Raw genomic sequence first — 22602 nt, 5'->3', positions numbered from 1 at the left:
CTGCAATGCCCCGATTAATGCTCAGTGATGAGCACTGGCCGAAGCTTCGAGAAATTTTGCTGCACGAATCGATCTACAACAAGCGAGATTTGCGCACCACGGTTGAAGGCATGCTGTACCGCATGCGTGTGGGTTGCCCTTGGCGAGACCTGCCGAAAGCGTTTGGAAACTGGAGCAAGGTCTACAAGCGGTTCAATGCCTGGTCTGCTTCAGGCAAGTGGGTCAAGGTGCTTGAGGTGCTGATGACCGATCCTGACATGGAGTGGGTTTTCATTGATGGCAGTTATGTAAAGGCTCATCAGCACAGTGCAGGTGCTGCCAGCACGCAGGACCAGGCCATCGGAAAAAGCCGAGCCGGTAACACCAGCAAGATTCACCTGGCTGTAGACGCTTGTGGGCTGCCCATTGCATTTGACGTGACCGGAGGCCAGACCAATGATTGTTCGCAGGCGGCCTCGTTGATTGCCAAGATGCCCAATGCAGAAGTGATCATTGCGGACAAGGGCTACGACACTGAAGCGATACGCGCTCAGGTCGAGCAGCAAGGCAGCAAAGTGGTGATTCCACGAAAGCGCAATTCTCTGAAAGGGAACGCAGATCTGGACAAAGGGTTATATCGCAATCGACATCTCGTAGAAAACGCCTTTGCCCGGTTGAAGCATTTCCGGGCGGCGGCTTCTCGGTTCGACAAACTCAAGAGAAACTATGAAAGCGTCATAGCAATGGCCTGCGCTTTTCTGTGGCTGCCAATGTGAAACGGGAACAGACCCTAGAAAAATTTGGCTCTGCGATTGAGCGAGATGAAGTTCTGAAGTCAAGCACCATGAGATATAAAAACAAACTGCCTGACCAACTACTGACGTATTGGATAGATCATGGCTGGTGCGGATATGCAGATGGGATTTTCTGGACCGTGAACCCTCAAGATTATGAAGAAATACTTGAACACTGGCTTACTGACACAGATATCCATGGATTGGATAATTACCATGTTATCGCACGCAGCGCTTTCGGAAAGCTTTACGTATGGGGTGAAAGGAAAGGTAGCTGCTTGACTATTAACAGCTATGTAGCCAGATACACTCCTCGTACCTCTAAATTTACAGGCGAAAAACTCGATTTCGGAATAAAAGTTTTTTTCTCGTCACAAAAACCTAATGAAATCGACTTAGATGATCTATTCAAACCGGCTCTCGAAAAACTCGGGCCACTCAAAAGTGACGAAATGTACGGCTTCGTCCCAGCCCTGGCACTCGGCGGTCCGATGGAACTTAAAAATCTACAAAAATTAAAAACCATCGAGCATCTAACTTTTCTGTCTCAGCTCTCCCCACTTCAGGATTGGGGGTTTCCCGATCTTTGAATACAGCAATGAAATCAATTCTTCACCGCGCTCTTAGCATTGCATCGTGGACAAGCACAATGCCTTTCCTCAAAAGCCCTGACCCTATCCAGATTCAGCGAAACGGACTCAGCTCCATTTTCATTTCCCGGCCTCTCGATCAGCCTCAACAATCGAGGTCGGGAATGGGCTGCGTGCCTTTGCAAACCACCACAGGGCACCCGCTCCGATAACGCTCGTCAGCACGGTCAGCATCAGGATGACCTGGCGAATGCCCAAAGGCGCTGCGAGCAGGGCCACCAGCAAACCTGCCAGAGGCTGCGACAGGTTGTTGAGCAACGTGATCACGCCCACCGTCTTGCCGAAGTCCTGGGGCGGTATCACACGCTGCCGGAGGGTGCGCATGTAGACGTTGAACATCTTGTCGAAGCCGACGATCAACAGAAAACCCAGCGCATAGCCCATCAGGTTCGGGCTCAGGGCGCTGATAAATGCCCCGATCGCGATCATTGAATACCCGACACCGCCCAGCACCCGCAAAGGCAGCACCACACGGGCCAGGAAGAACAGGATCACGATAGTAGTCAATGCCCCCGCCGCCTGCAGCCCTGCGTAGTTATCCTTGCCTGCGCTGTACTCGCCGATGACCATGGCTGCCGAGGTAGCCAGCGTGACGCCGACGATCAGGTTGACGCCCACCGCCAGCGTGATGATCTTTTTAAATTCAGCTAGGGTCTGTTCCCGTTTCGACGTAACCCATTGATCTCTATGAGAACAGGCCCGTATTGTTGGAGTTCTCACACAACACCAATACGAGCCTGCAATGCCCCGATTAATGCTCAGTGATGAGCACTGGCCGAAGCTTCGAGAAATTTTGCTGCACGAATCGATCTACAACAAGCGAGATTTGCGCACCACGGTTGAAGGCATGCTGTACCGCATGCGTGTGGGTTGCCCTTGGCGAGACCTGCCGAAAGCGTTTGGAAACTGGAGCAAGGTCTACAAGCGGTTCAATGCCTGGTCTGCTTCAGGCAAGTGGGTCAAGGTGCTTGAGGTGCTGATGACCGATCCTGACATGGAGTGGGTTTTCATTGATGGCAGCTATGTAAAGGCTCATCAGCACAGTGCAGGTGCTGCCAGCACGCAGGACCAGGCCATCGGAAAAAGCCGAGCCGGTAACACCAGCAAGATTCACCTGGCTGTAGACGCTTGTGGGCTGCCCATTGCATTTGACGTGACCGGAGGCCAGACCAATGATTGTTCGCAGGCGGCCTCGTTGATTGCCAAGATGCCCAATGCAGAAGTGATCATTGCGGACAAGGGCTACGACACTGAAGCGATACGCGCTCAGGTCGAGCAGCAAGGCAGCAAAGTGGTGATTCCACGAAAGCGCAATTCTCTGAAAGGGAACGCAGATCTGGACAAAGGGTTATATCGCAATCGACATCTCGTAGAAAACGCCTTTGCCCGGTTGAAGCATTTCCGGGCGGCGGCTTCTCGGTTCGACAAACTCAAGAGAAACTATGAAAGCGTCATAGCAATGGCCTGCGCTTTTCTGTGGCTGCCAATGTGAAACGGGAACAGACCCTAGGCCACGGATATGCCCGAACGCAATCCGTAAGGGCTGCAGCCAGATGTCTTGATGCTGCTCGAACACTTCCAGCTTAAAACGGCCAAGACGTTGCCACGCCAACATGCAGAGGTCTGCCAGCAGGAATAGTCCGGCGATCCAGAGCACTACCCAGTGCCAGGCCCACACTTCAAGTATCAGTGCCGCCACCAGCGGCCCGAGGACCAGCCCTGACTGGTCGGCGATCTGGGAATAGGACAACGTTTTGGTGTAGCTGTAGTGCTGAAAGATATGCGGCATGAGCACTTCGCGCGCCATGATGCCTTGCGTGGTCAGCACCCCGCACAATGCCGAGAGCACCACGAGCCACCCAATGCCACCAAAGAGTGCGTAGAGCACCATCGCCAGCACGCAGAGCAATGCCCGGTAGACCTGGCTGATGTGCAGAATTCTGATAGGCGAATACTTGTCGCACAGCGCGCCGCACAACGGAAACGCGAGAAACCTAGGAACGATTCGACGAAAAGCCCATGAAGCGCTGTTGGTGGTCTGGAACACCACCAGCGGCACTATGAACAACAGGATCTGATCCGCCAGCCTGGACAGGAAAAGCGAGATGAAAAAAGCGAGGTAATCCTTGCGCATGAAGAACTCCGTTCAGTACTGGCAGCGCGTGCGACAGTTATCATCGCTCAGGTCATAATCGGCTTGATACATCGATGCTGATGCGCCCTCTCCTGTCAGCTTGTAGAGAAATACCGATGAACTCATCGCCAAGGTATTTGGCCGTTCTGGCCACCCTGTTGATGGTCCTGCTCGCAGCTTGCAGCGCAGTGCCAGGCTCTTCCATGAAAACCGTCGCCGTTGCCCAGTCAGACCCGGGCGAAGGTGGTGTTCCCGCATTTTACACATGGCCGGATAAAGTGCCGTCGACACCGGGCCAACTGCTGCGCTCGGAACCGCTGACGGCCAAACAGAGCCTTGAGAATGCCGGACAGAATGTCCGCATCCTGTACACCTCGACAGACGGGCTCAACAACCAGCCAGTCGCAGTGTCAGGAGCCTTGTTCATGCCCAAGGGTGAGCCGCCAAAGGGCGGATGGCCGCTGATGGCGTGGGCGCATGGCACGGTTGGCAGCGCGGACATCTGTGCGCCTTCCTTTGCCGGGCGCAGTGATCGCGACACGCGCTATCTGAATGAATGGCTCGGGCGGGGCTACGCGATTGTGGCTACTGATTACCAGGGTTTGGGCACGCCGGGGCTGCACTCGTTCGGGCTGAGCAGTCCGCTGGCGTATGGTGTGCTCGACAGCATTCGTGCGGTTCAGAAGGCGGACTTCAATCTGTCTTCGCGGGTAGTTGTGTTCGGGCAGTCGCAAGGTGGCCGTGCCGCTTTCGCAACGGCCGTCTACCAGAAGACTTATGCGCCCGAATTGAACATTGTCGGTGTGGTTGCGACAGGGACGCCGTATCCGATGGCTCAATCGCGTGAGAAACATGCCGAACCGGACACCTTCCGCGATCAGGTCACGCCGTCGCTGGCCTATAACCTGTTGCGACTGAGCACTGCCGCACTGATCGACCCGTCGCTGCATCCTGCCGACTACCTGAGCGACCGCGCAAAGCCTGCGTTCGAAACCAGTCAGCGTGAATGCCTGCAAGCCATCGAGCGCAAGGTGGTCGCGGATGGACTGACATTCAACAACAGTTTCAAACGCTCACCCGATAAGGCGCTCGATCAGGTAAATCGCCATTCGGACTACCCGACGTTAAAGTCGGACATTCCGGTTTTTATCGGCACGGGGGCAAGGATGTCATTTCACCTGTTCGCAGCCAGATCGCGCTGGTGAAAGATGCGTGCAAGGTCGGCGACCGCATCGAGTGGCATTACTACCCGCAGCTGGATCACTCCGGCGCAGTGAATGGCTCTCTGCCGGACTCGACACGCTTTGTCGAGAAAGCGTTTTCAGGGGCCTTTATGGCGGGGAATTGTGGGGCGATGCGGAGCGACGCACGATAGACGAGATTATCGTTCGGTACGCTCCAGCGTCGGAGTGCCTTGGGTGACGCTCTGCGTCACAGATCCGTGCCGCGTCACATGCTCGAAAGAGGACGCAGAGCGTCCAGAACGGCATGCGACGCGGAGCGTCGCACGATAGTGATGTTATCGTTCCTCACGCTCCAGCGCAGGAATGCCTTGCGTGACGCTCTGCGTCACAGGTCTGCGCCGCGCCGCCTGTTCAAGACCGGACGCGGAGCTTCCAGAACGGCATGCGACGCGGAGCGTCGCACGATAGTTGGATTACGCACGACACTCAGTGGGTCAGAACGCAGGCAGTACCGCGCCGTCGTACTTCTTGTTGATGAAGTCTTTGACTTCCTGGCTGGTCAACGCTTTCGACAGCTTTTCGATGGCGTCGGTGTGGGCGTTGTCTTTGCGGGTGACGAGGAAGTTCACGTACGGCGAATCGGCACCTTCGATGATCAGCGCGTCTTTCTTAGGATTGAGCTTGGCTTCCAGCGCGTAATTGGTGTTGATCAGCGCAAGGTCAACCTGGCTCAACGCACGTGGTAGTACAGCCGATTCGAGTTCGCGGAATTTGAATTTCTTCGGGTTGCTCGCGATGTCTTTTGGCGTGGACAGGGCGTTGGTCGGATCCTTCAGGGTGATCAGGCCACCTTTTTGCAACAGCAGCAGTGCGCGGCCTGCGTTGCTGCCTTCATTTGGAATGGCGATGGTTGCGCCTTCAGGCAAATCAGCCAGCTTCTTGTACTTGCTGGAATAGCCGCCGAACGGTTCAACGTGTACGCCCACGCCAGTCACCAGATTGGTGCCTTTGCCCTTGTTGAAGCCATCCAGATAAGGCTTGGTTTGAAAATAGTTGGCATCCAGACGCTTTTCGCTCAATTGAACGTTTGGCTGCACGTAGTCAGTGAAGACCTTGATTTCCAGGTCCACGCCTTCTTTGGCCAGGGTCGGCTGGATCAGCTTCAGGATTTCCGCATGCGGCACGGGCGTTGCACCGACCACCAGTTTTTCGCCTGCGTGAGCCAGGCCAATCGAGAACGCAGCCGCCAGAGCGGTCATCAGAAACGTCTTTTTCATGCAATGTCCTTAGCGAAATCCGGGAGCGTCATCAGAAAATGACGCTTTATTACTCAATGGTTTGCCGTCGCGCGATCCAAACCCTGCGACATCATGCTGACATTACCGAGATTTTATATTCCGATAAAAGACTTTTTAATCGAGTACTTATATCTTTTTGTCTCACGCCTTCACGCAGGGTTCTGCTCAAGCTGCGATGTCACCGTTTCGAGCAATCGCCGCAGCGCGCAAAGCTGCTCGCGATCCCCGCTGCTCACCAACAACCTGGCCTGACGCTCGATCAGCGTCAGCGGCGCGGCAATATCCGGCAGATTGATATCTTCAGCCCGAATTTCGTCGCCACTGCTGACCAGCAAGGCAAAGTGAATGACGTTCTCCAGCTCACGGGTGTTGCCGGGCCAGCTGTGGGCTTCAAGCGTGCGCTGCGCGTCTTCGCTGATCAGTTGCACAGGCAGGCTGAGGCGCTGGCTGTAGATACCGACAAAATATTCGGCCAGCGGCAGGATATTGCCCGGTTGCTCGCGCAACGCCGGCAGGTCAAGACGCCCCTCGCTCAGGTAGTGATAAAGCCGCTCGTGAAATTTTCCGGCAGCCACCGCCTGTGCCAGATCGATGCTGGTGGCGGCTACCAGACGCACATCGACCGGGCTCGGCTGGTGCGCGCCCACTCGCGTGACTTCGTGGTTTTCCAGGGCGGCGAGCAGCTTGACCTGAATGGGCAGTGGCAGGTCGCCGATTTCATCCAGATACAAAGTGCCGCCGTTGGCCGAGCCAAACCAGCCGGCCCGACTGCTGACCGAACCGCTGTGCGCTCCGGCGGCATAACCGAACAACTCCGCATCGGCGTAAGTCGGGCTGATGGCACCGCAGTTGACTGAAACGAACAAGCCCGAGCGATCACTGCCGCGATGAATATGCCGCGCCAGTAATTCCTTGCCGGTCCCGGACTCGCCACGGATCAAGACCGGCAGCGAACGAGGCGCCAGCTGTTCCATTTCTTCGCGTAAACGGCGCGAGCGCGGGTCGATGAATACCAGCGCCTTGGCACGAATGCTCAGCGGGCTTTTTTCTGCATCGGGGAAAGTCAGCAGCGGCTGACCGAAATTTTCGTGAAAGCTCATGACACACTCCCACCTGAGCCCTTGCGACGGCTCAAGCGTTTAAAAGACAGGACCCGTTGGGTCGATAAACAAGCTCCGCTCATGCGCGACGACGCGCATGCTGCTCCAGACGGTTTTGCAGCCGGTACAGGTAGGCGAACCCCTGCTCCCAGCGCTGATGTCCGGACTTGACGTTGATATGCCCGGCCTGACTCAGAAATCCGACTTCCGCCCCCCAGTGACGGGCCATTTCCATAGCGCGCTGAGAGCTGACCGCAGGGTCGTTGTCAGAACTGACAATTTGTGTCGGAAACGGCAGCAGATCATTAGGGATCGGCGCAAAATTACGCAATGCAGGCGGGCAATTCGGACGTTCGACGTCAGCAGGTGCTACCAGCAACGCACCTTGCACCTGACGCAGAGTCTCCAGCGGTGCGAGTTGTGCCCAATGCGCGACTGTCACGCAACCCAGGCTGTGAGCGATCAGGATCACCGGCGTGCTGTGCGCTGCAATCGTGCGTTGCAACTCGCCCACCCAGTCCTCACGGCGTGGTTTGAGCCAGTCGGCCTGTTCCACGCGCGTGCTGTTGGGCAGGCTGTTTTGCCAGTGGGTCTGCCAATGATCATCAGGAGACCCTTGCCAGCCTGGCACGATCAGATACCGGATCGACTCGTTATGCATGGATTCGCCTCCTGCATGTATGCGTTCATGAGACGAGTATAGGGATGGAAGTTATATTCGCTAAGGAATAAGAAGCTATTTATTAATTCCTAAAACGAATATCAGCTGTCAGGCAAAAAAAGAAGCCGTCCCCTGCCTTCGAGGAACGGCCTCTAATAAAAAATCACTTTCAGCGCAGAGAATATCCGCGCTTCGTTACAGGATTACGACGGCCTCAAGTTGCGGGAACAGTTCGAGAACCCGATTCATCAACGCTCAGCGCCACGGCCTCGTCGTTCTGCGGCACTTCGCGGGCGACGGTCCACACCACAATGGCGGCGACGATATCGAAAATCGCCAGCACCACGAACAGCGGGCTGTAGCCGATTTTGGTGACCAGCACGCCGAACACCATGGTGAACGCCGCCGCCCCGAAAAAGCCGAACATTCCGCCCATCCCGGTCGCTGTGGCCACCTCGTTCTTGCCGAACGAATCGGAGGTGATCGAGTACAGTGCGCCCGACAGGGTCTGGTGCGCGAAACCGCCGATGCACAGCAATGCGATAGCGGTGTAAGGGCTTTCGACCAGCCCGATACAGGCCGGGCCGATCATGCATGAGCAGCCGAACAGCATGACCATCTTGCGAGATGTGAACAGCGACACCTTGCAGTATTTGTGAAACAGCGGGCTCAGATAACCGCCCAGTACACAGCCGATGTCAGCCGCCAGAAACGGCAGCCAGGCGAACATCGCGACTTCCTTGATGTTCATGTGGCGCTCGGTCATCAGGTACAGCGGGATCCACGCGTTGAAGGTTTGCCAAGCGGGCTCGGACAGGATGCGCGCCGAAGCGATAGCGTAGAAATTGCGGTTCTTGAACAGGCGTTTCCAACTGCCTTTCTGGGCAGGTGCATCCTTGAGGCGCGATTCCTGGCCGCTGAGAATATAGTCACGCTCAGCATCGCCCAGACGCTTCTGGTCACGCGGGTGCTTGTACAACAGCAGCCATAGCCCGCTCCACACGATACCCAGGCCACCGACAATCAGAAACGCCAGCTCCCAGCCACTTTGCAGGATGGCCCAGACCACCAGCGGGGGCGCAAGCAATGCGCCGAACGACGAGCCAATGTTGAACCAGCCGATGGCAACCGAACGCTCCTTGGCCGGAAACCATTCGGTCGTGGCCTTGACGCCTGCCGGCAGGCCCGCTGCTTCGGTCAGCCCGAGCATGCCACGGAAGATGGCCAGGCTCTGCCAGCCGGTTGCGAACGCTGCGGCAGCGCAGGCAGCCGACCAGGCAATGGCAAAAATCGCAAAACCCATTTTGGTGCCGATGGCGTCGATAATGTAGCCCGCCACCGGCTGCATGATGGCGTAGCACAGCTGCCAGGCGACGACGATGTGCGCGTACTGTTCGGTGGAAATGCTCAGTTCGCTCATGAGCGTCGGCGCTGCGACGGACAGCGTGTTGCGTGCAAGGTAGTTGACGACCAGGCCAGCTGTTACCAGCCCCACCATCCACCACCGAATGCCTTTTATTTTCATCTCTTCACCCTGTTTATTTTTAGATTGGCGATGAGCGTCCCGCGGCCATGACCGTGAGGCGGCTGGTTTTATGTAACTTCAGATTACGGTCGGTTCAGGCAGGGTTATCGAGGTAATTCGCCGATAATCGTGCGAAAAAGTCGAAAAAACGGAGGATATAAACTTTTTTATTGCCTGAGAAATCAGACTGGTCATGGACTTGTTACTCTTTGAATTATTTTTGTGGTTGTAATTTTCTGCAAGTCTTAGGTTGTCGTACAACATGGCGCATTTATAGTCATTTGCCATGCCAGTGTCAAATGACATCAACGCTCGGCTTCCTCAGGAAAAGGGCCCGCGGAGGTTTACTGAAAAGGCTCGGTTTTTTTGTTATACGACAACTGCTTGGTCGAAGCGTATTCATAGGCCGCTTTGACCTATTCAGCGCTGCCCGACGCCCCTGACACGTGACGATTGCCGCCCGATGGCAAGAAACGTGTCTAAAGACTTGTACAACTGTCACAAAAGCTTTCATTCTTGGTCACGGCGTCAGGCAACGGAAATGCCCCGCGAAACCATGTCGGCACAGCCCGACGCTGAATCACCTCATGTCAGGGAGAGGCGTCCACATGCCTGAGCCAAGCAGTCTCGCCAGCTGGACCCCTGCATTGCGCAGGCAGCTCGATGCCTTGGGCGTGGATAGCAACACGTTGTGCCAGAGCGCTGGCATAGACCCGAGTATGCTGGGTGATCCCGGCGCACAGTTTCCCTCAGACATCACCGCCGACCTCTGGGAGCGAGCGGTACAGGCCTGCCTCGATCCAACCCTGGGTTTGCGTGTCTCGCGCTTTGTCAGCCCCACGTCGTTCCACGCGCTGGGCTATACGCTGGTGGCCAGCGGCTCACTGCGCGAGGTTTTCGAACGCATCGTACGTTACCGCTCAATGGCTGAGGACTCTCTGGAGCTGGACTTCAGAACGGTGGGCGAGCGCTATGAATTCCGCTTCGGCACGCCGAAATCGTGTCAGCTACCCGCTCATGAGTTGCTGGATGCATTCGCCGCCATTTATGTGCGCACCTGCCGCAACCGGCTAGGCAGGGGCTACGCGCCGCTGGCGGTGCATCTGCAACGTCCCGCACCTGATAATCCGCAGCCCTGGCAGGATCTGTTCCGCTCGCCGGTGATGTTCGCGGCGCAGGAGAACTTGCTGGAATTTGGCGGTGATCAGTTCGACAGCCACCTGGATGACGGCCCGGTACAGGTAAACGGGCAGGAATCCAGGGGCGATCCGTTACCTTCGCTGATCTGGGAGCAGCGCGTGCGCTCGGCCATCGAAACCCTTCTGCCGGATGGCGAACCCACCGTCAGAACCATCGCCGAAGCCCTGCACCTGAGCACGCGCAGTTTGCAACGTCATCTGGCCGACGAGGGCTGCTGTTACGACCTGCTGCTCAATCAATGCCGCCAGAACCTGGCATTGCTGCACATGAACGATCCGCAAAGCTCGCTGAGCGAAATCGCCTACCTGCTGGGCTTTACCGACACCACCAGCCTGAGCCGCGCCTTTAAACGCTGGACCGGACTGACACCAGGGCAGTATCGCAACGGATTGGTGCGCTGAGCATGAGGAACGATCATCAACTATCGTGCGACGCTCCGCGTCGGCTTGCGTTTCTGGACGCTCTGCGTCCTATCCTGAATAGGCGGCGCGGCGCAGATTTGTGACGCAGAGCGTCACGCAAGGCATTCCCACGCTGGTGAACTGCCCCCAAGAAGTTGGACACCAATCCGACCTCACGGGGGTGTTCAAATGGGTAAGTATTCAGAGCAGTTCAAGCTCACTGTCGTCAAAGCGTATCTTGAAGACAACATGGGCTTTCGTATGGTAGCCCGCCAGTTCTCGATCGATTTCAGCCTGCTTCGACGCTGGGTCGCTAACTACAAGAGTCATGGTCACACCGGCCATCGCAAGCCTGGTCTTCGATACAGCGAAGCTTTCAAGCGCTCAGTGCTTGAGCACAGGCGTGAACACAAGCTATCGCTCCGTCAGGCCGCTGCGCATTTTGGTATCGGGGATCCCGGCCAAATAGTCATTTGGGAAAAGCGGCATTACAGTAGCGGTACAGCCCCGTATGTTCCTGCCAGAAGAAAGCCTGTCGCCATGCCAAAGAAGCCTTATCCCGCCAAACCAGTAACCGCCGACGATACGCAGAAGACGCGCGACCAGTTGATGAGCGAGCTTGAATATCTGCGCATGGAGAACGCTTACCTAAAAAAGTTGGAAGAGCTGAAGGAGCAGAAACGACGGCAACCGAAAAAGCCCTGAGCATCAAGCAACTGAGGGGCCGGTTCCCGCTTTGCGCTCTGCTGAGGCTGGCGGGCTTGGCACGCAGCACGTTTTACTATCAGGTTCAGGTGCAATCCAGACCCGATCCCTATGCTGCTTTGAAACAGTTAGTCGAAAGCATTTACCACGAGGAGAAAGGCCTTTATGGCGCTCGGCGTATCACGGCGGTCATTCGCACTGCAGGTATTTTGGTCAACAAGAAGGTTGTAGAACGACTGATGGCAGAACTGGGCCTGCGATCAGTGGTGCGCCCCAAAAAATACCGCTCCTATAAGGGCGTAATCGGAACCATTGCGCCGAATTTGCTGGAGCGCAATTTCAGCGCGCAACGCCCGAACCAGAAGTGGGTGACCGATGTGACTGAGTTCAAGGTAGGCAATCGAAAGCTGTATCTCTCACCCGTGATGGACTTGTACAACGGTGAAATCGTGGCGTATGAAGTGTCGACAAGGCCGAGCTTTGAGCTGGTCACCAGCATGCTGGACAAGGCGCTTCAGCAGTTGCAGGACGAGCCGAAGCTTGTGATGCACTCGGACCAGGGCTGGCAGTATCAACACGCGCAGTATCGCCATAAGCTATCGGTACGAGGCGTCAAACAAAGCATGTCCCGTAAGGGCAACTGCCTGGACAATGCGGCAATGGAAAGCTTTTTCGGTACACTGAAATCCGAGTTTTTCTACCTGAAACAGTTTGAAAGCATCGATGAGTTGAAAGCAGGTCTGGATGAGTACATCCACTACTACAACCATGACCGCATCAAGCTGAAGCTCAACGGCCAAAGCCCCGTAAAATACAGGGCTCAGGCGGCAAGCTAAAACCGTCCAACTTTTGGGGGGCAGTTCACTGGAGCGTGAGGAACGATCTTCAACTATCGTGCGACGCTCCGCGTCCGACCCTATAGAGTAGTGGCGGGCTCAATCCGCGCCAGCTCAGGCAAATCTCCCGACAACCCTAACGCTTCGCGCACGAACAGAGCCTTGGCTTCGGGCATCCGGTTGACCATTTTCAAACCGGTATTACGCAACCAGCGCAGTGGCAATTGGTTAGCCTGAAACAGCCGCTCGAAGCCTTCCATTGCGGCCATCAGCGCCAGGTTGTGCGGCATGCGACGACGCTCGTAGCGGCCCAGCACGCGCAGGTCAGACCAGCGTTCGCCACGCCCGGCAGCGTGGGTCAGGACTTGCGCCAGCACGGCTGCGTCGAGAAAGCCCAGGTTCACGCCCTGCCCGGCCAGCGGGTGAATGGTATGTGCCGCATCGCCAATCAACGCCAACCCCCTGGCAACGTAACGCTTGGCGTGACGCTGACGCAGTGGCACACAAACGCGCTCATCGGCAGACACTACCTGACCCAGACGCCCCTCGAATGCCTGCTCCAGTTCACGACAGAACAGGTCATCTTCCAGCACCATCAGGCGCTCGGCTTCAGCCGGTGTGACTGACCAGACAATAGAGCACCAGTGCTCGCCCTCGCGCTCCAGTGGCAGAAAAGCCAAGGGACCGTCGTCGGTAAAACGCTGCCAGGCAGTTTTCCTGTGGGAATCAGCGGTGCGCACACTGGTGACGATAGCGTGATGCAGGTAATCCCACTCACGGGTCGGCGTTTCGGTCAGGCGGCGCACCGCCGAATTGGCACCATCGGCGGCAACCACCAGCGGTGCGCGCAACTGGCGACCGTCGGCCATGGTCAGCAGCCAGTCATCTCCGGAGTGGCGCATCTGCTCCAGCCGCGCATTGGCCAGCAAGCCGATGTCGCTTTCATGCAGGCGATCGAGCAACGCATCCTGCACCACGCGGTTCTCGACGATATGGCCCAGCACATCAGCGTGCACGCTGGAGGCAGAGAAGTGAATCTGCCCGGTGCCGCTGCCATCCCAGACCTGCATGTGCGCGTACGGGCTGATGCGACGGGCCGCGATGCCTTCCCATACGCCCAGCCGCTGAAGAATTCGCTGACTGGCTGTCGACAAGGCACTGACCCGTGGCTCGAAAGCCGAGTGTTGGTCAAAGGGTTTGACGCTCAGCGGCCCACCGTCGACCACCAGCACATCAAGACCGCTGCCCTGCAACGCCAGAGCAAGGGCACTGCCGACCATTCCGGCTCCGACAATCAGCACATCTGCGCGCGTTTCCATGGTCAAACCGTTCTCGCTTGCGGCCGAAGCCGTGTGTTTAAAGTGTGTGATTCACACATCGGATCGAGTCCCCAGGCCCATCGCCTGACGGGCAAACCAGCGCTTGGCGGCTGGCAACAGGTCCAGGCCCAGCAACCCGACGTTACGCCCGGTGGCAACCGCCGACCGGGAGCTGCCGAACAGGCGTGTCACCTTGTCGGAGAAGCCCACGGTCAATTGCTGATCATGACGCTGACGCTCACGGTAGAGCTGCAGAGTAGACAACTCACCGGGCGGCGCGGCGCTGTCCAGCAGCGTCCCGGCCAGTGCATCGGCGTCACGCAAGGACAGATTGAACCCCTGCCCGGCAACCGGATGCAGGCTGTGCGCCGCATTACCCAGAATCACCAGATGCGAACGCACCTGCTCTTCGGCCTCGATCAGCGCCAGGGGGTAGACATGCCGTGCACCGACCTGACGCAGCGTGCCCAGGCGATAGCCAAACACGCCCTGCAGCTCTTCCAGAAAACTGCGGTCGTCCAGCTCGGCCAGGCGCTGGGTATCGTTGCCCGGACGCGTCCAGACCAGCGCACAGCGGTTTTCCGGCAATGGCAGCAGCGCCATCGGCCCGTCCTCGGTAAAACGTTCGAACGCCTGCCCGCAATGCGCTTCGCTCGGCGTGATATTGGCAATCAGCGCATGCTGGTCGTAGGGCCGTTGCCGCACTCCAATACCCAGCTGCTCGCGCAGGCTGGAGCGACCGCCATCGGCCAGCACGGCCAGATCACAATCCAGTTCGGTTTCGTCACTGAGGCTCAGGCGATAACCATCGGCCAGCGGCTGCATGTGCCTGACCTCGGCCGGCACACGCCAACTGACGACATCACGATCCAGCGCCGCCCACAGTGCCTGACCGAGCCAGGCGTTCTCGACTACGTAGCCGAGCGCCGGAACACCCTCTTCGATCGCAGACAAACGGGTAGCGCCGAAGCGGCCACGGTCCGAGACCTGAATTTGCAGAATCGGCTCGGCGCGGCGGGATATCTGCTGCCAGAGGCCAAGCCGCTCATAGATGCGTCGCGAGCCGAACGACAGTGCCGAAGAACGCGCATCGTAGCTGGGCTGCCAGGCCTCACCCGGCGCGAAAGGTTCGATGAGCACGATTTTCCAGCCGCGCGCCCTGGCACCGGCCTGCAGTGAAAGCGCGAGACTTGCGCCCACCAATCCGCCGCCGACGATGGCAATATTAAAGCGGCTCATGCGACCTGTGCCTTTGCAGCCGCCATCAGCGCCTCGATCTCGGCGACGGTCTTGGGCACGCCACCGGACAGGATTTCACAGCCCTGCCTGGTTACAACCACGTCGTCTTCGATTCGCACACCAATACCTCGCCATTTCTTCGCGACGTCCAGATTGTCGGGGGATATGTAGATCCCGGGTTCAACAGTCAGCGTCATGCCGACCTCCAGTACACGCCACTCGCCGCCGACCTTGTATTCGCCGACGTCGTGCACATCCATGCCCAGCCAATGCCCGGCACGGTGCATGTAAAACATCTTGTAGGCCTCGCTCTCGATCAACTGATCGACGTCGCCTCGCAGCAAACCCAGCTCGACCAGCCCTGCGGTAATAACCTGGACCGTCGCTTCGTGCGCCTGGTTCCAGTGCTTGTCGGGGCCGATGGCCTCGAAAGCCGCATACTGAGACTTGAGCACCAGCTCGTAGATAGCTTTTTGCTCGGGAGAAAACTTGCCGCTCACCGGAAACGTCCGGGTGATGTCACTGGCATAGCAGTCGATTTCGCAGCCCGCATCGATCAGCACCAAATCGCCATCCTTGAGAACGGCATCGTTCTGCTGGTAATGCAGGATGCAACCGTTGCGCCCCGAGGCCACGATCGAGCCGTAGGCAGGCATCTTCGAACCGCCCTTGCGAAATTCGTAATCCAGCTCGGCTTCCAGGCTGAACTCGTGCAGTCCTGCGCGACAGGCCTGCATTGCTCGCACATGGGCACGCGCAGAGATGTCCGCCGCGCTGCGCATGACTTTGATTTCGGCCGCCGATTTGTACAGGCGCATGTCGTGCAACAGATGATCCAGCGCGACAAATTCCTTGGGCGGCTGGGCACCGAGGTGCGCCTTGGAGCGGATCACGTTGATCCAGTCCATCAGGTGCCGGTCGAATTCAGGGTTGCTGCCCATCGACGAATAGACCCGGTCACGGCCTTCGATGAGGCCCGGCAGAATTTCGTCGATGTCGTTGATCGGGAATGCATCGTCCGCACCGAAATCGCGGATCGCGCCTTCCTGTCCGGCGCGCAGACCTTCCCACAATTCGCGCTCGGGATTGCGTTCACGGCAGAACAAAACGTACTCGCCATATTCGCGTCCGGGAATCAGCACCACCACCGCTTCCGGCTCGGGAAAGCCGCTGAGGTACTGAAAGTCACTGTCCTGCCGGTAGACATGCTCGACATCACGATTGCGTATGGCAACCGCCGCAGCAGGCAGGATGGCAATGCTGTCCGGCTCCATCTGAGCCATCAGAGCCTTGCGGCGGCGGGCGTATTCGGACTTCGGGATCTGAATCATGGGCAGCAGGAGTCCTGATGGAGTCTACCGGGCCGCACTGTCGTCAGCGCGGGCCGGTATCGCAGTGATGGGCAATCAGTGCAGAGAAGGCTTGGGTTGCGGCGCAGCAGGCTCATTGAATTCGGTGAACAGCAACAATGGCGCTACGCGCATGTATTCCATGACTTCCATATAGTCGGTCTCGCCGTCTTCGGACTCGTCCAGTGCATCCTGCACCTGGGCAATGGCCGCCAGATCCTCAAGAACATCCTTGGCTTCAGTGCCGAGCGTCTTGTCGCCAATGGCCAGACCGAAGCCTGCCAGAAACCCCTGACACCATTGGCCCAGCGCGGCAGCACGCTCGGTCAGCGGCTCATCGTCGCCCGGCAGCAACAGCACGACGGTCATGTCGTCACCGGTGAGTTCGCCCTTGACCATCTCTTGCAAGCCGATGAGCGCCTGGCTGATATTGTCTTGCGGCTCGGTTTCCAGCAGCACCGAAGCATCGGCAAACCAGCCTTCGTTGTCGAAACCGGCACCCGCGCAACTACGCCCCAGCAGCAGGCCATGCAGCTCGGCAGGGGATACCTGGTGACCGCCACTGTTAAGCAGAGTGGCGAACGCTTTGTACGGAGAATTCTGAATGGGCATGGGTAGCTAGTCGCCAAACGGCGCAATGTCTAGAATGAAGGCCTTGTATCCTAGACTATCCGCGCGACAAGATCACCCGGACGGCGGTTCGAGCTTGAGCACAAGCATCGCCTCCCCTGCCATTCATCAGAAAGTATTCAGTGGAAAACAATGGAAGACACCGACCTGCAAGCGCTGATGAAACGTGTGGAGCTGCTCCTGAAGTATGCCGAGCAACTTAAAGGCCAAAATGCACTCCTATTAGCTCAGGAAAAGACCTGGCGCGAGGAACGCGCCCAACTCATTGAAAAAAACGAAATCGCCCGGCAGAAGGTCGAGTCAATGATTTCGCGCCTCAAAGCCCTGGAGCAAGACTCATGAGCAATGGCAACAGCGTTACCGTTCAGATCCTCGACAAGGAATACTCGATCATCTGCCCTCAGGAAGAGCGCACCTACCTGGTCAGCGCCGCCCGTTATCTGGACGGCAAGATGCGTGAAATCCGCAGCAGCGGCAAAGTCATCGGTGCCGATCGCATCGCCGTGATGGCCGCGCTCAACATCACTCACGACCTGCTGCATAAAGAACATTTGCCTGACGTACAGACCAGCGGTTCGACTCGCGAACAGGTCCGCGATCTGCTCGACAAGGTCGATCTGGTGCTGGCCACAGACACGCCCGGCACACCGGATTCAACTCGGGGCTGATTATTGCGGGGCATTTCTGTATACTCGCGCTGCTCCCTGGAGTGCTTGCCAGTCGGTCATGTCCCTGAGCCGATACGCACAACCACGGGGGTTGCACGTTGGGGTTGGTGTGCATGTCCGCTCGACGGAAAGCCTTAAAACCTCCTGCAATCTCCACCTTGAACTTTCGGGTTCAAGGGCTAAACCGACAGCGGTTCGTCGGGGAGTCCATATTCAGTTCGTTGCCAGCCCTGCTGTCTGGCAACGACGATCCTGCCTTGGTTTCAACACCCTTCCCGGATCAGCCTGCATGACCTTCTGCTCATGATCAGCGCCCAATCGCTTACACGTCCGCAACTGCGCCGCCAGCTACGCAAGGCACGCAGGGCGTTGAGTCGCAGCCAGCAACGCGCAGCCGCCCGCGATGTTTACCGCCAATTGGCGCAGCATCCGCTGTTCCGACGTGCCCGGCATGTTTCGCTATACCTGCCGATGGATGGCGAGATCGACCCTAGGCTGTTACTGCGTGAAGCACAACGACGCGGCAAGGCCACTTACCTGCCGGTGCTCAATGCATGGCCGCGCACGCGCATGGTTTTTCAGCGCGTGCGTCCCGGCGAGAAATTCATCCCCAATCGCTTCCGCATTCCCGAGCCTCTCATCAACCGTGCGAAACAACGCCAGGTGTGGGCACTCGATCTGGTGCTTATGCCATTGGTAGGGTTCGATAACGAAGGCGGTCGCCTGGGCATGGGCGGTGGGTTTTATGACCGCAGCCTGGCGTATCTGGCGCGCAGAAAGGCCTGGCGCAAACCGGTTCTACTCGGGCTGGCTCACGAATGTCAGAAAGTGGATCGACTGGCGCAGGCCAGTTGGGATGTACCGCTGCAAGGCACGGTATCTGATAAAGGCTGGTATCTGACACAGATACTCTGATCGTTCAGCCAACAGGGCAATCAACGATCAGAGCAGAAGCAGGGCTTAATGCCTGCCGGGGTTTTTTTGCTGTTGTTGAGTGATTTCGACTGGAGCGTCATCCTTGCTGGTCCATAAGCTTTGCGCATAACCGGTTGTCACGACACCCAAGCCAAACAGAATAACCAGAATCCAGAGTAAATCAGGCTTGCGTTTCATTGACTGCCCTCCTTAGGCAAATCAATACGATGTCAGCATCGGTTTTTGTATAGGCCGTGCAACAGCGTGGAGCTTTAAAGGGCGGCATTTTGCGGTAACGTGAACCAGTACGCAAATAGTGGCGCAAGCCGACTGTCGGTTTGTGATCAAACTGTCGGTAATACCGTGAACTTTTGTCTCTGGAGAGAGAGCAATGGCCTATTGGCTGATGAAGTCCGAGCCTGACGAATTCTCGATCAGCGACCTGCAAAAACGGGGTAACGCTCGCTGGGACGGGGTGCGCAACTATCAGGCGCGTAATTTTCTAAGGAGCATGGCAGAGGGCGACGAATTCTTTTTCTACCACTCCAGTTGCCCGGAGCCGGGAATCGCCGGCATCGGCAAAATCGCCAAAGCCGCCTATCCGGACCCCACTGCGCTGGACCCCGACAGCCACTATCACGACGCCAAGGCCAGCGCGGATAAAAACCCGTGGAGTGCCATAGACGTCGAGTTTGTGGATATCTTCAAGAGCGTGCTGGGGCTCGGTTATCTGAAGCAACAAAGCCAGCTGGAGCAACTGCCTCTGGTGCAAAAAGGCAGTCGGCTTTCAGTGATGCCCGTTACCGCCGAACAATGGGCGGCGATCCTGGCACTGCGCTGACAAGCGTTATTGAACGATGAAGTTATTGAACAGCAAGTCTTCAACAATCGGCTTGCCTTCTTCATCGTTCATGACGCGCTGCACTTGCTTGAGCGCTTCCTGACGAATGTTTTCCTTCGCCTCGGCACTGCTCATGGAATCAACCGTCTGCTGAGTGAACAACGACACCAGTTGATTACGGATCAAGGCGTCATTGCGCTTCACCGCCGCCTCGGCATCGGCACCCGTTACACGCAACGCGATGTCAGCCTTGTAGACGCGCAGCTTGGGGCCGCCATCCAGCGCGTAGTTGCCCACGAACGGCGGCGTCAGCGAGACATAGGCCGCTTTGGGCGGGCCGCCTTCTTCCTTGGCTTCCTCTTGCGCCATGACAGGCAATGACAAGGCCAGCAATACCAGAATCCACGCTTTCACAGTCCACTCCTTAATACGGTTTGCCACGTAGCTTACAGCTTATGTGTGCTTATCAGGCCGGGCCATGCTTGTTGACCCGAGAACCCACTTAACTCACTTTATCGGCCATTACCGAAAAAGGAATAGCCTAATGAAAGCCCTGTTATGCAAAGCCTTCGGTCCGGCCAGCACGCTGGTGCTTGAAGACGTGCCAGGCCCCGAGATCAAAAAGAACGAAATCCTCCTCGACGTGCACGCCGCAGGGGTCAACTTTCCCGACACGTTGATCATCGAGGGCAAATACCAGTTCAAGCCAACCTTCCCTTTCTCGCCGGGTGGCGAGGCAGCAGGCGTGATATCAGCCGTAGGGGAAAAAGTAACCCATCTCAAGCCCGGCGACCGCGTGATGGCGCTCACCGGCTGGGGCAGTTTTGCCGAGCAGGTCGCTGTACCCGGTTACAACGTACTGCCGATACCGACGAGCATGGACTTCACCACCGCTGCGGCGTTCAGCATGACCTACGGCACCTCCATGCACGCGCTCAAACAACGCGCCAACCTGCAAGCCGGCGAAACCCTGCTGGTGCTCGGCGCATCCGGCGGCGTGGGCCTGGCCGCCGTGGAAATTGGTAAAGCCCTCGGCGCACGCGTCATCGCCGCCGCCAGCAGCGCTGAAAAACTTGAAGTCGCCAAAAACGCAGGCGCAGACGAACTGATCAACTACAGCGAAACCAGCCTCAAGGACGAAGTAAAACGCCTCACCAACGGCAACGGCGCCGACGTCATCTACGACCCGGTCGGCGGCGACCTCTTCGACCAGGCCATCCGCGCCATCGCCTGGAACGGCCGCCTGCTGGTCGTCGGCTTCGCCAGCGGCCGCATCCCGGACCTGCCCGTCAACCTGACCCTGCTCAAAGGCGCATCGGTGGTCGGCGTGTTCTGGGGCTCGTTTGCGCAGAGACAACCGCAGGACAATGCGGCGAACTTCAAGCAGCTGTTTGCGTGGTTTGAAGAAGGGAAATTGAAGCCGCTGGTGTCGACGGTTTATCCGCTGGAAAAGGCTGGGGAGGCGATTGATTTGTTGGGTGAGCGCAGGGCTGTGGGGAAGGTGGTGGTTTTGGTTGGCAAGACTGCCTGAAACCTGCTTAAAGAGACTGTCAGAAATTTTGTGTTCGGGCATAACATGTAGCTAGAGGTGCATGTATGCCGACCAAAAAGAAGTCCGCCAATGCAACAGCGAGGGAGTTGCCCTCGATTCCCCAAGAGCTGATCGAGCAGTTTGTTAAAGGCCCGATGAGCGCCGAAGCCATTCAAGACGCGTCCATGGCGTTCAAGAAGGCTCTGATCGAGCGTGCGCTAGGCGCCGAGCTGGGTCACCACCTTGGTTGCCCTCAGGGCGCGGAGCGCCCTGAGGAGTCGACCAATCAGCGTAATGGCAAAAGCAGCAAGACGGTTCTGACCGACGACGGGCCGCTTCGCCTGGATATCCCCAGAGACCGCGATGGTAGCTTCGCCCCGATCCTGATTCCCAAGCACGAACGCCGTTTTACAGGCTTCGACGACAAGATAATTGCCATGTACGCCCGGGGCATGACGGTGCGTGAGATCCGCGCTTTTCTGTCTGAGCAGTATGGAACTGACGTGTCCCATGACTTCATCAGCTCAGTCACCGATGCGGTCATGGAAGAGGTGAGCGCTTGGCAGCAACGACCCTTGGAACCGATGTATCCGGTGATCTTCTTCGATGCGTTACGGGTCAAAATCCGGGACGAGGGGTTAGTGTGCAACAAGGCTATTTATCTGGCGCTGGGGGTATTACCTGATGGCACGCGCGACATTGTGGGTATATGGATCGAGAGCACCGAGGGTGCCAAGTTTTGGATGAAGGTGTTCAACGACCTCAAGACTCGTGGCGTTGAAGATGTTCTGATCGCCGTCACGGATGGCCTCAAAGGAATACCGGAGGCGTTGGGGGCGGTTTTTCCTGCCACGACGCTGCAAACCTGCATCGTGCATCTGATCCGCAACAGCTTGGACTATGCCGCTTGGGATAAACGTCGGGCACTGGCCAAAGCACTCAAGCCGATCTACCAGGCGATCAATGCAGATGTGGCTGAGCAAGAGCTTAACGCCTTTGAAGCGGGCCCCTGGGGCAAGCAGTATCCGACTGTGGTTGCTGCATGGCGTCGCGCCTGGGATCGGGTTATACCGTTTTTTGTTTTCCCGGCGGGCATCCGCAAAGTGGTTTACACGACCAATGCCATCGAGAGCATCAATGCCCAGTTACGCAAGATCATCAAGACTCGAGGGCACTTCCCGACCGATGAGGCCGCGACGAAACTGATATGGCTTGGGTTGCGCAACATCACCGCCAACTGGGGTCATGCGGCACACGACTGAAAAGTGGCAATGAATCAATTTGCGATCCTGTACGGAGACCGATTTACCAGACCGAGCTGGTAAAACAAGGGCCTGCCTGACGGCAGGCCCTAACCAGCCCGAACACAAAAAAACTGATAATCCCCACTTTAAATACAGCTTATCAGATAACCTAAAATTTACTTCCGACGTTGATACCGAGCTCAAAAACGCAGACACTGTGGGTGAGCTGGCTGCGGCTCTACAGAAAGAATAAAAAACTAACTTATCTCGCCGACCGCATTAACGACAGACTTAGCTTTTCGACTCGTAGCTGTTGAGTCTGAGTTAACCTACGGATACTAACGTTTAGAGTGCACTCACTAAGCGTCATCTTGAAGTGATTCAAAATATGAGCACTAC

At 57.2% G+C, this 22602-nt stretch carries 20 protein-coding genes, 1 other RNA gene and 4 pseudogenes; 13 read left to right on the top strand and 12 right to left on the bottom strand.

Translation table 11 applies throughout. The features are described 5' to 3' along the window. Positions 1 to 5: 5 nt before the first annotated feature. Both AC4ANK_RS02565 and AC4ANK_RS02560 read left to right on the top strand, forming a co-directional pair. Positions 6 to 755 carry an IS5 family transposase gene (locus tag AC4ANK_RS02565; protein WP_460382697.1) on the top strand — a complete coding sequence of 250 codons (750 nt, stop codon included), beginning with the start codon at positions 6 to 8 and terminating at the stop codon, positions 753 to 755. Continuing rightward, positions 752 to 1363, top strand: a complete 612-nt coding sequence (locus tag AC4ANK_RS02560) for a GAD-like domain-containing protein (protein WP_460385120.1) — start codon at positions 752 to 754, stop codon at positions 1361 to 1363. The genes AC4ANK_RS02565 and AC4ANK_RS02560 overlap by 4 nt, the downstream gene beginning before the upstream one ends. Before the next feature lie 120 nt (positions 1364 to 1483). On the opposite strand, the pseudogene AC4ANK_RS02555 reads toward AC4ANK_RS02560, so the two are convergent. Further along, positions 1484 to 2074, bottom strand: a pseudogene (locus AC4ANK_RS02555) (MFS transporter); the annotation flags it as partial. Positions 2075 to 2165: 91 nt separating this feature from the next. On the opposite strand from AC4ANK_RS02555, the gene AC4ANK_RS02550 reads away from it, so the two are divergent. Further along, the gene (locus AC4ANK_RS02550) at positions 2166 to 2915 is read left to right on the top strand and encodes an IS5 family transposase (protein WP_460382697.1); all 750 of its coding nucleotides are present in this window, start codon (positions 2166 to 2168) and stop codon (positions 2913 to 2915) included. 15 nt (positions 2916 to 2930) lie between these two features. Here AC4ANK_RS02550 and AC4ANK_RS02545 read toward each other — a convergent pair. Next, positions 2931 to 3557 (bottom strand): annotated as a pseudogene (locus AC4ANK_RS02545) (MFS transporter); the annotation flags it as partial. Positions 3558 to 3673: 116 nt separating this feature from the next. Here AC4ANK_RS02545 and AC4ANK_RS02540 point away from each other — a divergent pair. Next, positions 3674 to 4932 (top strand): annotated as a pseudogene (locus AC4ANK_RS02540) (lipase family protein). Positions 4933 to 5235: 303 nt separating this feature from the next. Here AC4ANK_RS02540 and AC4ANK_RS02535 read toward each other — a convergent pair. The 4 genes from AC4ANK_RS02535 to AC4ANK_RS02520 all read right to left on the bottom strand — a co-directional run bounded on the left by AC4ANK_RS02535 (position 5236) and on the right by AC4ANK_RS02520 (position 9325). After that, entirely contained in the window at positions 5236 to 6018 is a 783-nt protein-coding gene (locus AC4ANK_RS02535; protein ID WP_002551581.1) for a MetQ/NlpA family ABC transporter substrate-binding protein, read from the bottom strand. Positions 6019 to 6188: 170 nt separating this feature from the next. Next, on the bottom strand, positions 6189 to 7139 hold the full coding sequence (locus tag AC4ANK_RS02530) for a sigma 54-interacting transcriptional regulator (protein WP_002551580.1): 951 nt from the start codon (positions 7137 to 7139) through the stop codon (positions 6189 to 6191). Between the two features lie 79 nt (positions 7140 to 7218). Next, positions 7219 to 7800, bottom strand: a complete 582-nt coding sequence (locus tag AC4ANK_RS02525) for an alpha/beta hydrolase (RefSeq protein ID WP_005734806.1) — start codon at positions 7798 to 7800, stop codon at positions 7219 to 7221. A gap of 214 nt (positions 7801 to 8014) precedes the next feature. Beyond that, positions 8015 to 9325 carry an MFS transporter gene (locus AC4ANK_RS02520; RefSeq protein ID WP_002551578.1) on the bottom strand — a complete coding sequence of 437 codons (1311 nt, stop codon included), beginning with the start codon at positions 9323 to 9325 and terminating at the stop codon, positions 8015 to 8017. A 608-nt stretch (positions 9326 to 9933) separates the two neighbouring features. Here AC4ANK_RS02520 and AC4ANK_RS02515 point away from each other — a divergent pair. Together AC4ANK_RS02515 and AC4ANK_RS02510 are read left to right on the top strand one after the other, a co-directional pair. Continuing rightward, positions 9934 to 10926, top strand: coding sequence for an AraC family transcriptional regulator (locus tag AC4ANK_RS02515; protein ID WP_057442997.1), 993 nt, complete (start codon positions 9934 to 9936; stop codon positions 10924 to 10926). 189 nt (positions 10927 to 11115) lie between these two features. Then, positions 11116 to 12467 (top strand): IS3 family transposase gene (locus AC4ANK_RS02510; protein WP_095077641.1). Its coding sequence is split into 2 segments (ribosomal slippage): positions 11116 to 11575 and positions 11575 to 12467, totalling 1353 coding nucleotides; the frame shifts between segments, so codons are not numbered across the junction. Between the two features lie 80 nt (positions 12468 to 12547). Here the strand turns inward: AC4ANK_RS02510 and AC4ANK_RS02505 are convergent. The 4 genes from AC4ANK_RS02505 to AC4ANK_RS02490 all read right to left on the bottom strand — a co-directional run bounded on the left by AC4ANK_RS02505 (position 12548) and on the right by AC4ANK_RS02490 (position 16986). Continuing rightward, positions 12548 to 13786: a 2-octaprenyl-3-methyl-6-methoxy-1,4-benzoquinol hydroxylase gene (locus AC4ANK_RS02505; RefSeq protein WP_002551577.1), complete on the bottom strand. Its 1239-nt coding sequence runs from the start codon at positions 13784 to 13786 to the stop codon at positions 12548 to 12550. Positions 13787 to 13837: 51 nt separating this feature from the next. Next, positions 13838 to 15025 carry a 2-octaprenyl-6-methoxyphenyl hydroxylase gene (gene ubiH / locus AC4ANK_RS02500; RefSeq protein ID WP_002551576.1) on the bottom strand — a complete coding sequence of 396 codons (1188 nt, stop codon included), beginning with the start codon at positions 15023 to 15025 and terminating at the stop codon, positions 13838 to 13840. Continuing rightward, positions 15022 to 16356, bottom strand: a complete 1335-nt coding sequence (pepP, locus tag AC4ANK_RS02495) for a Xaa-Pro aminopeptidase (protein ID WP_002551575.1) — start codon at positions 16354 to 16356, stop codon at positions 15022 to 15024. The genes ubiH and pepP overlap by 4 nt, the downstream gene beginning before the upstream one ends. Before the next feature lie 75 nt (positions 16357 to 16431). Continuing rightward, a complete protein-coding gene (locus AC4ANK_RS02490; protein WP_002551574.1) occupies positions 16432 to 16986 on the bottom strand; it encodes a YecA/YgfB family protein in 555 nt (184 codons plus the stop codon). 150 nt (positions 16987 to 17136) lie between these two features. Here AC4ANK_RS02490 and AC4ANK_RS02485 point away from each other — a divergent pair, with 150 nt between their 5' ends. The 4 genes from AC4ANK_RS02485 (at position 17137) to AC4ANK_RS02470 (ending at position 18587) form a co-directional block, all read left to right on the top strand. Continuing rightward, complete coding sequence (locus tag AC4ANK_RS02485; protein WP_002551573.1) at positions 17137 to 17346, top strand: TIGR02449 family protein; 210 nt, start codon at positions 17137 to 17139, stop codon at positions 17344 to 17346. Next, positions 17343 to 17672, top strand: coding sequence for a cell division protein ZapA (locus AC4ANK_RS02480; RefSeq protein ID WP_002551572.1), 330 nt, complete (start codon positions 17343 to 17345; stop codon positions 17670 to 17672). The genes AC4ANK_RS02485 and AC4ANK_RS02480 overlap by 4 nt, the downstream gene beginning before the upstream one ends. Before the next feature lie 30 nt (positions 17673 to 17702). Beyond that, positions 17703 to 17881: non-coding RNA, 6S RNA (gene ssrS / locus AC4ANK_RS02475), on the top strand. Between the two features lie 94 nt (positions 17882 to 17975). Then, positions 17976 to 18587 carry a 5-formyltetrahydrofolate cyclo-ligase gene (locus AC4ANK_RS02470; RefSeq protein WP_002551571.1) on the top strand — a complete coding sequence of 204 codons (612 nt, stop codon included), beginning with the start codon at positions 17976 to 17978 and terminating at the stop codon, positions 18585 to 18587. Positions 18588 to 18632: 45 nt separating this feature from the next. Here the strand turns inward: AC4ANK_RS02470 and AC4ANK_RS02465 are convergent, their stop codons facing one another. Continuing rightward, on the bottom strand, positions 18633 to 18785 hold the full coding sequence (locus AC4ANK_RS02465) for a hypothetical protein (protein ID WP_002551570.1): 153 nt from the start codon (positions 18783 to 18785) through the stop codon (positions 18633 to 18635). Between the two features lie 193 nt (positions 18786 to 18978). Here AC4ANK_RS02465 and AC4ANK_RS02460 point away from each other — a divergent pair, with 193 nt between their 5' ends. Then, positions 18979 to 19428, top strand: coding sequence for an EVE domain-containing protein (locus tag AC4ANK_RS02460; RefSeq protein WP_002551569.1), 450 nt, complete (start codon positions 18979 to 18981; stop codon positions 19426 to 19428). A gap of 6 nt (positions 19429 to 19434) precedes the next feature. Here the strand turns inward: AC4ANK_RS02460 and AC4ANK_RS02455 are convergent, their stop codons facing one another. Beyond that, the gene (locus AC4ANK_RS02455) at positions 19435 to 19842 is read right to left on the bottom strand and encodes a flagellar basal body-associated protein FliL (protein WP_002551568.1); all 408 of its coding nucleotides are present in this window, start codon (positions 19840 to 19842) and stop codon (positions 19435 to 19437) included. A 130-nt stretch (positions 19843 to 19972) separates the two neighbouring features. Between AC4ANK_RS02455 and AC4ANK_RS02450 the strand changes: the two genes are divergently transcribed. Both AC4ANK_RS02450 and AC4ANK_RS02445 read left to right on the top strand, forming a co-directional pair. Continuing rightward, positions 19973 to 20959, top strand: a complete 987-nt coding sequence (locus AC4ANK_RS02450) for an NADPH:quinone oxidoreductase family protein (protein ID WP_002551567.1) — start codon at positions 19973 to 19975, stop codon at positions 20957 to 20959. A 65-nt stretch (positions 20960 to 21024) separates the two neighbouring features. Further along, positions 21025 to 22218: pseudogene (locus AC4ANK_RS02445) on the top strand (IS256-like element ISPsy17 family transposase); the annotation flags it as partial. Positions 22219 to 22602 lie beyond the last annotated feature (384 nt).

Source organism: Pseudomonas sp. Pmew2 (assembly GCF_058129885.1).
The sequence above is the reverse complement of the archived record's forward strand: the minus strand, read 5'-3'. Positions and strand labels throughout refer to the sequence as shown.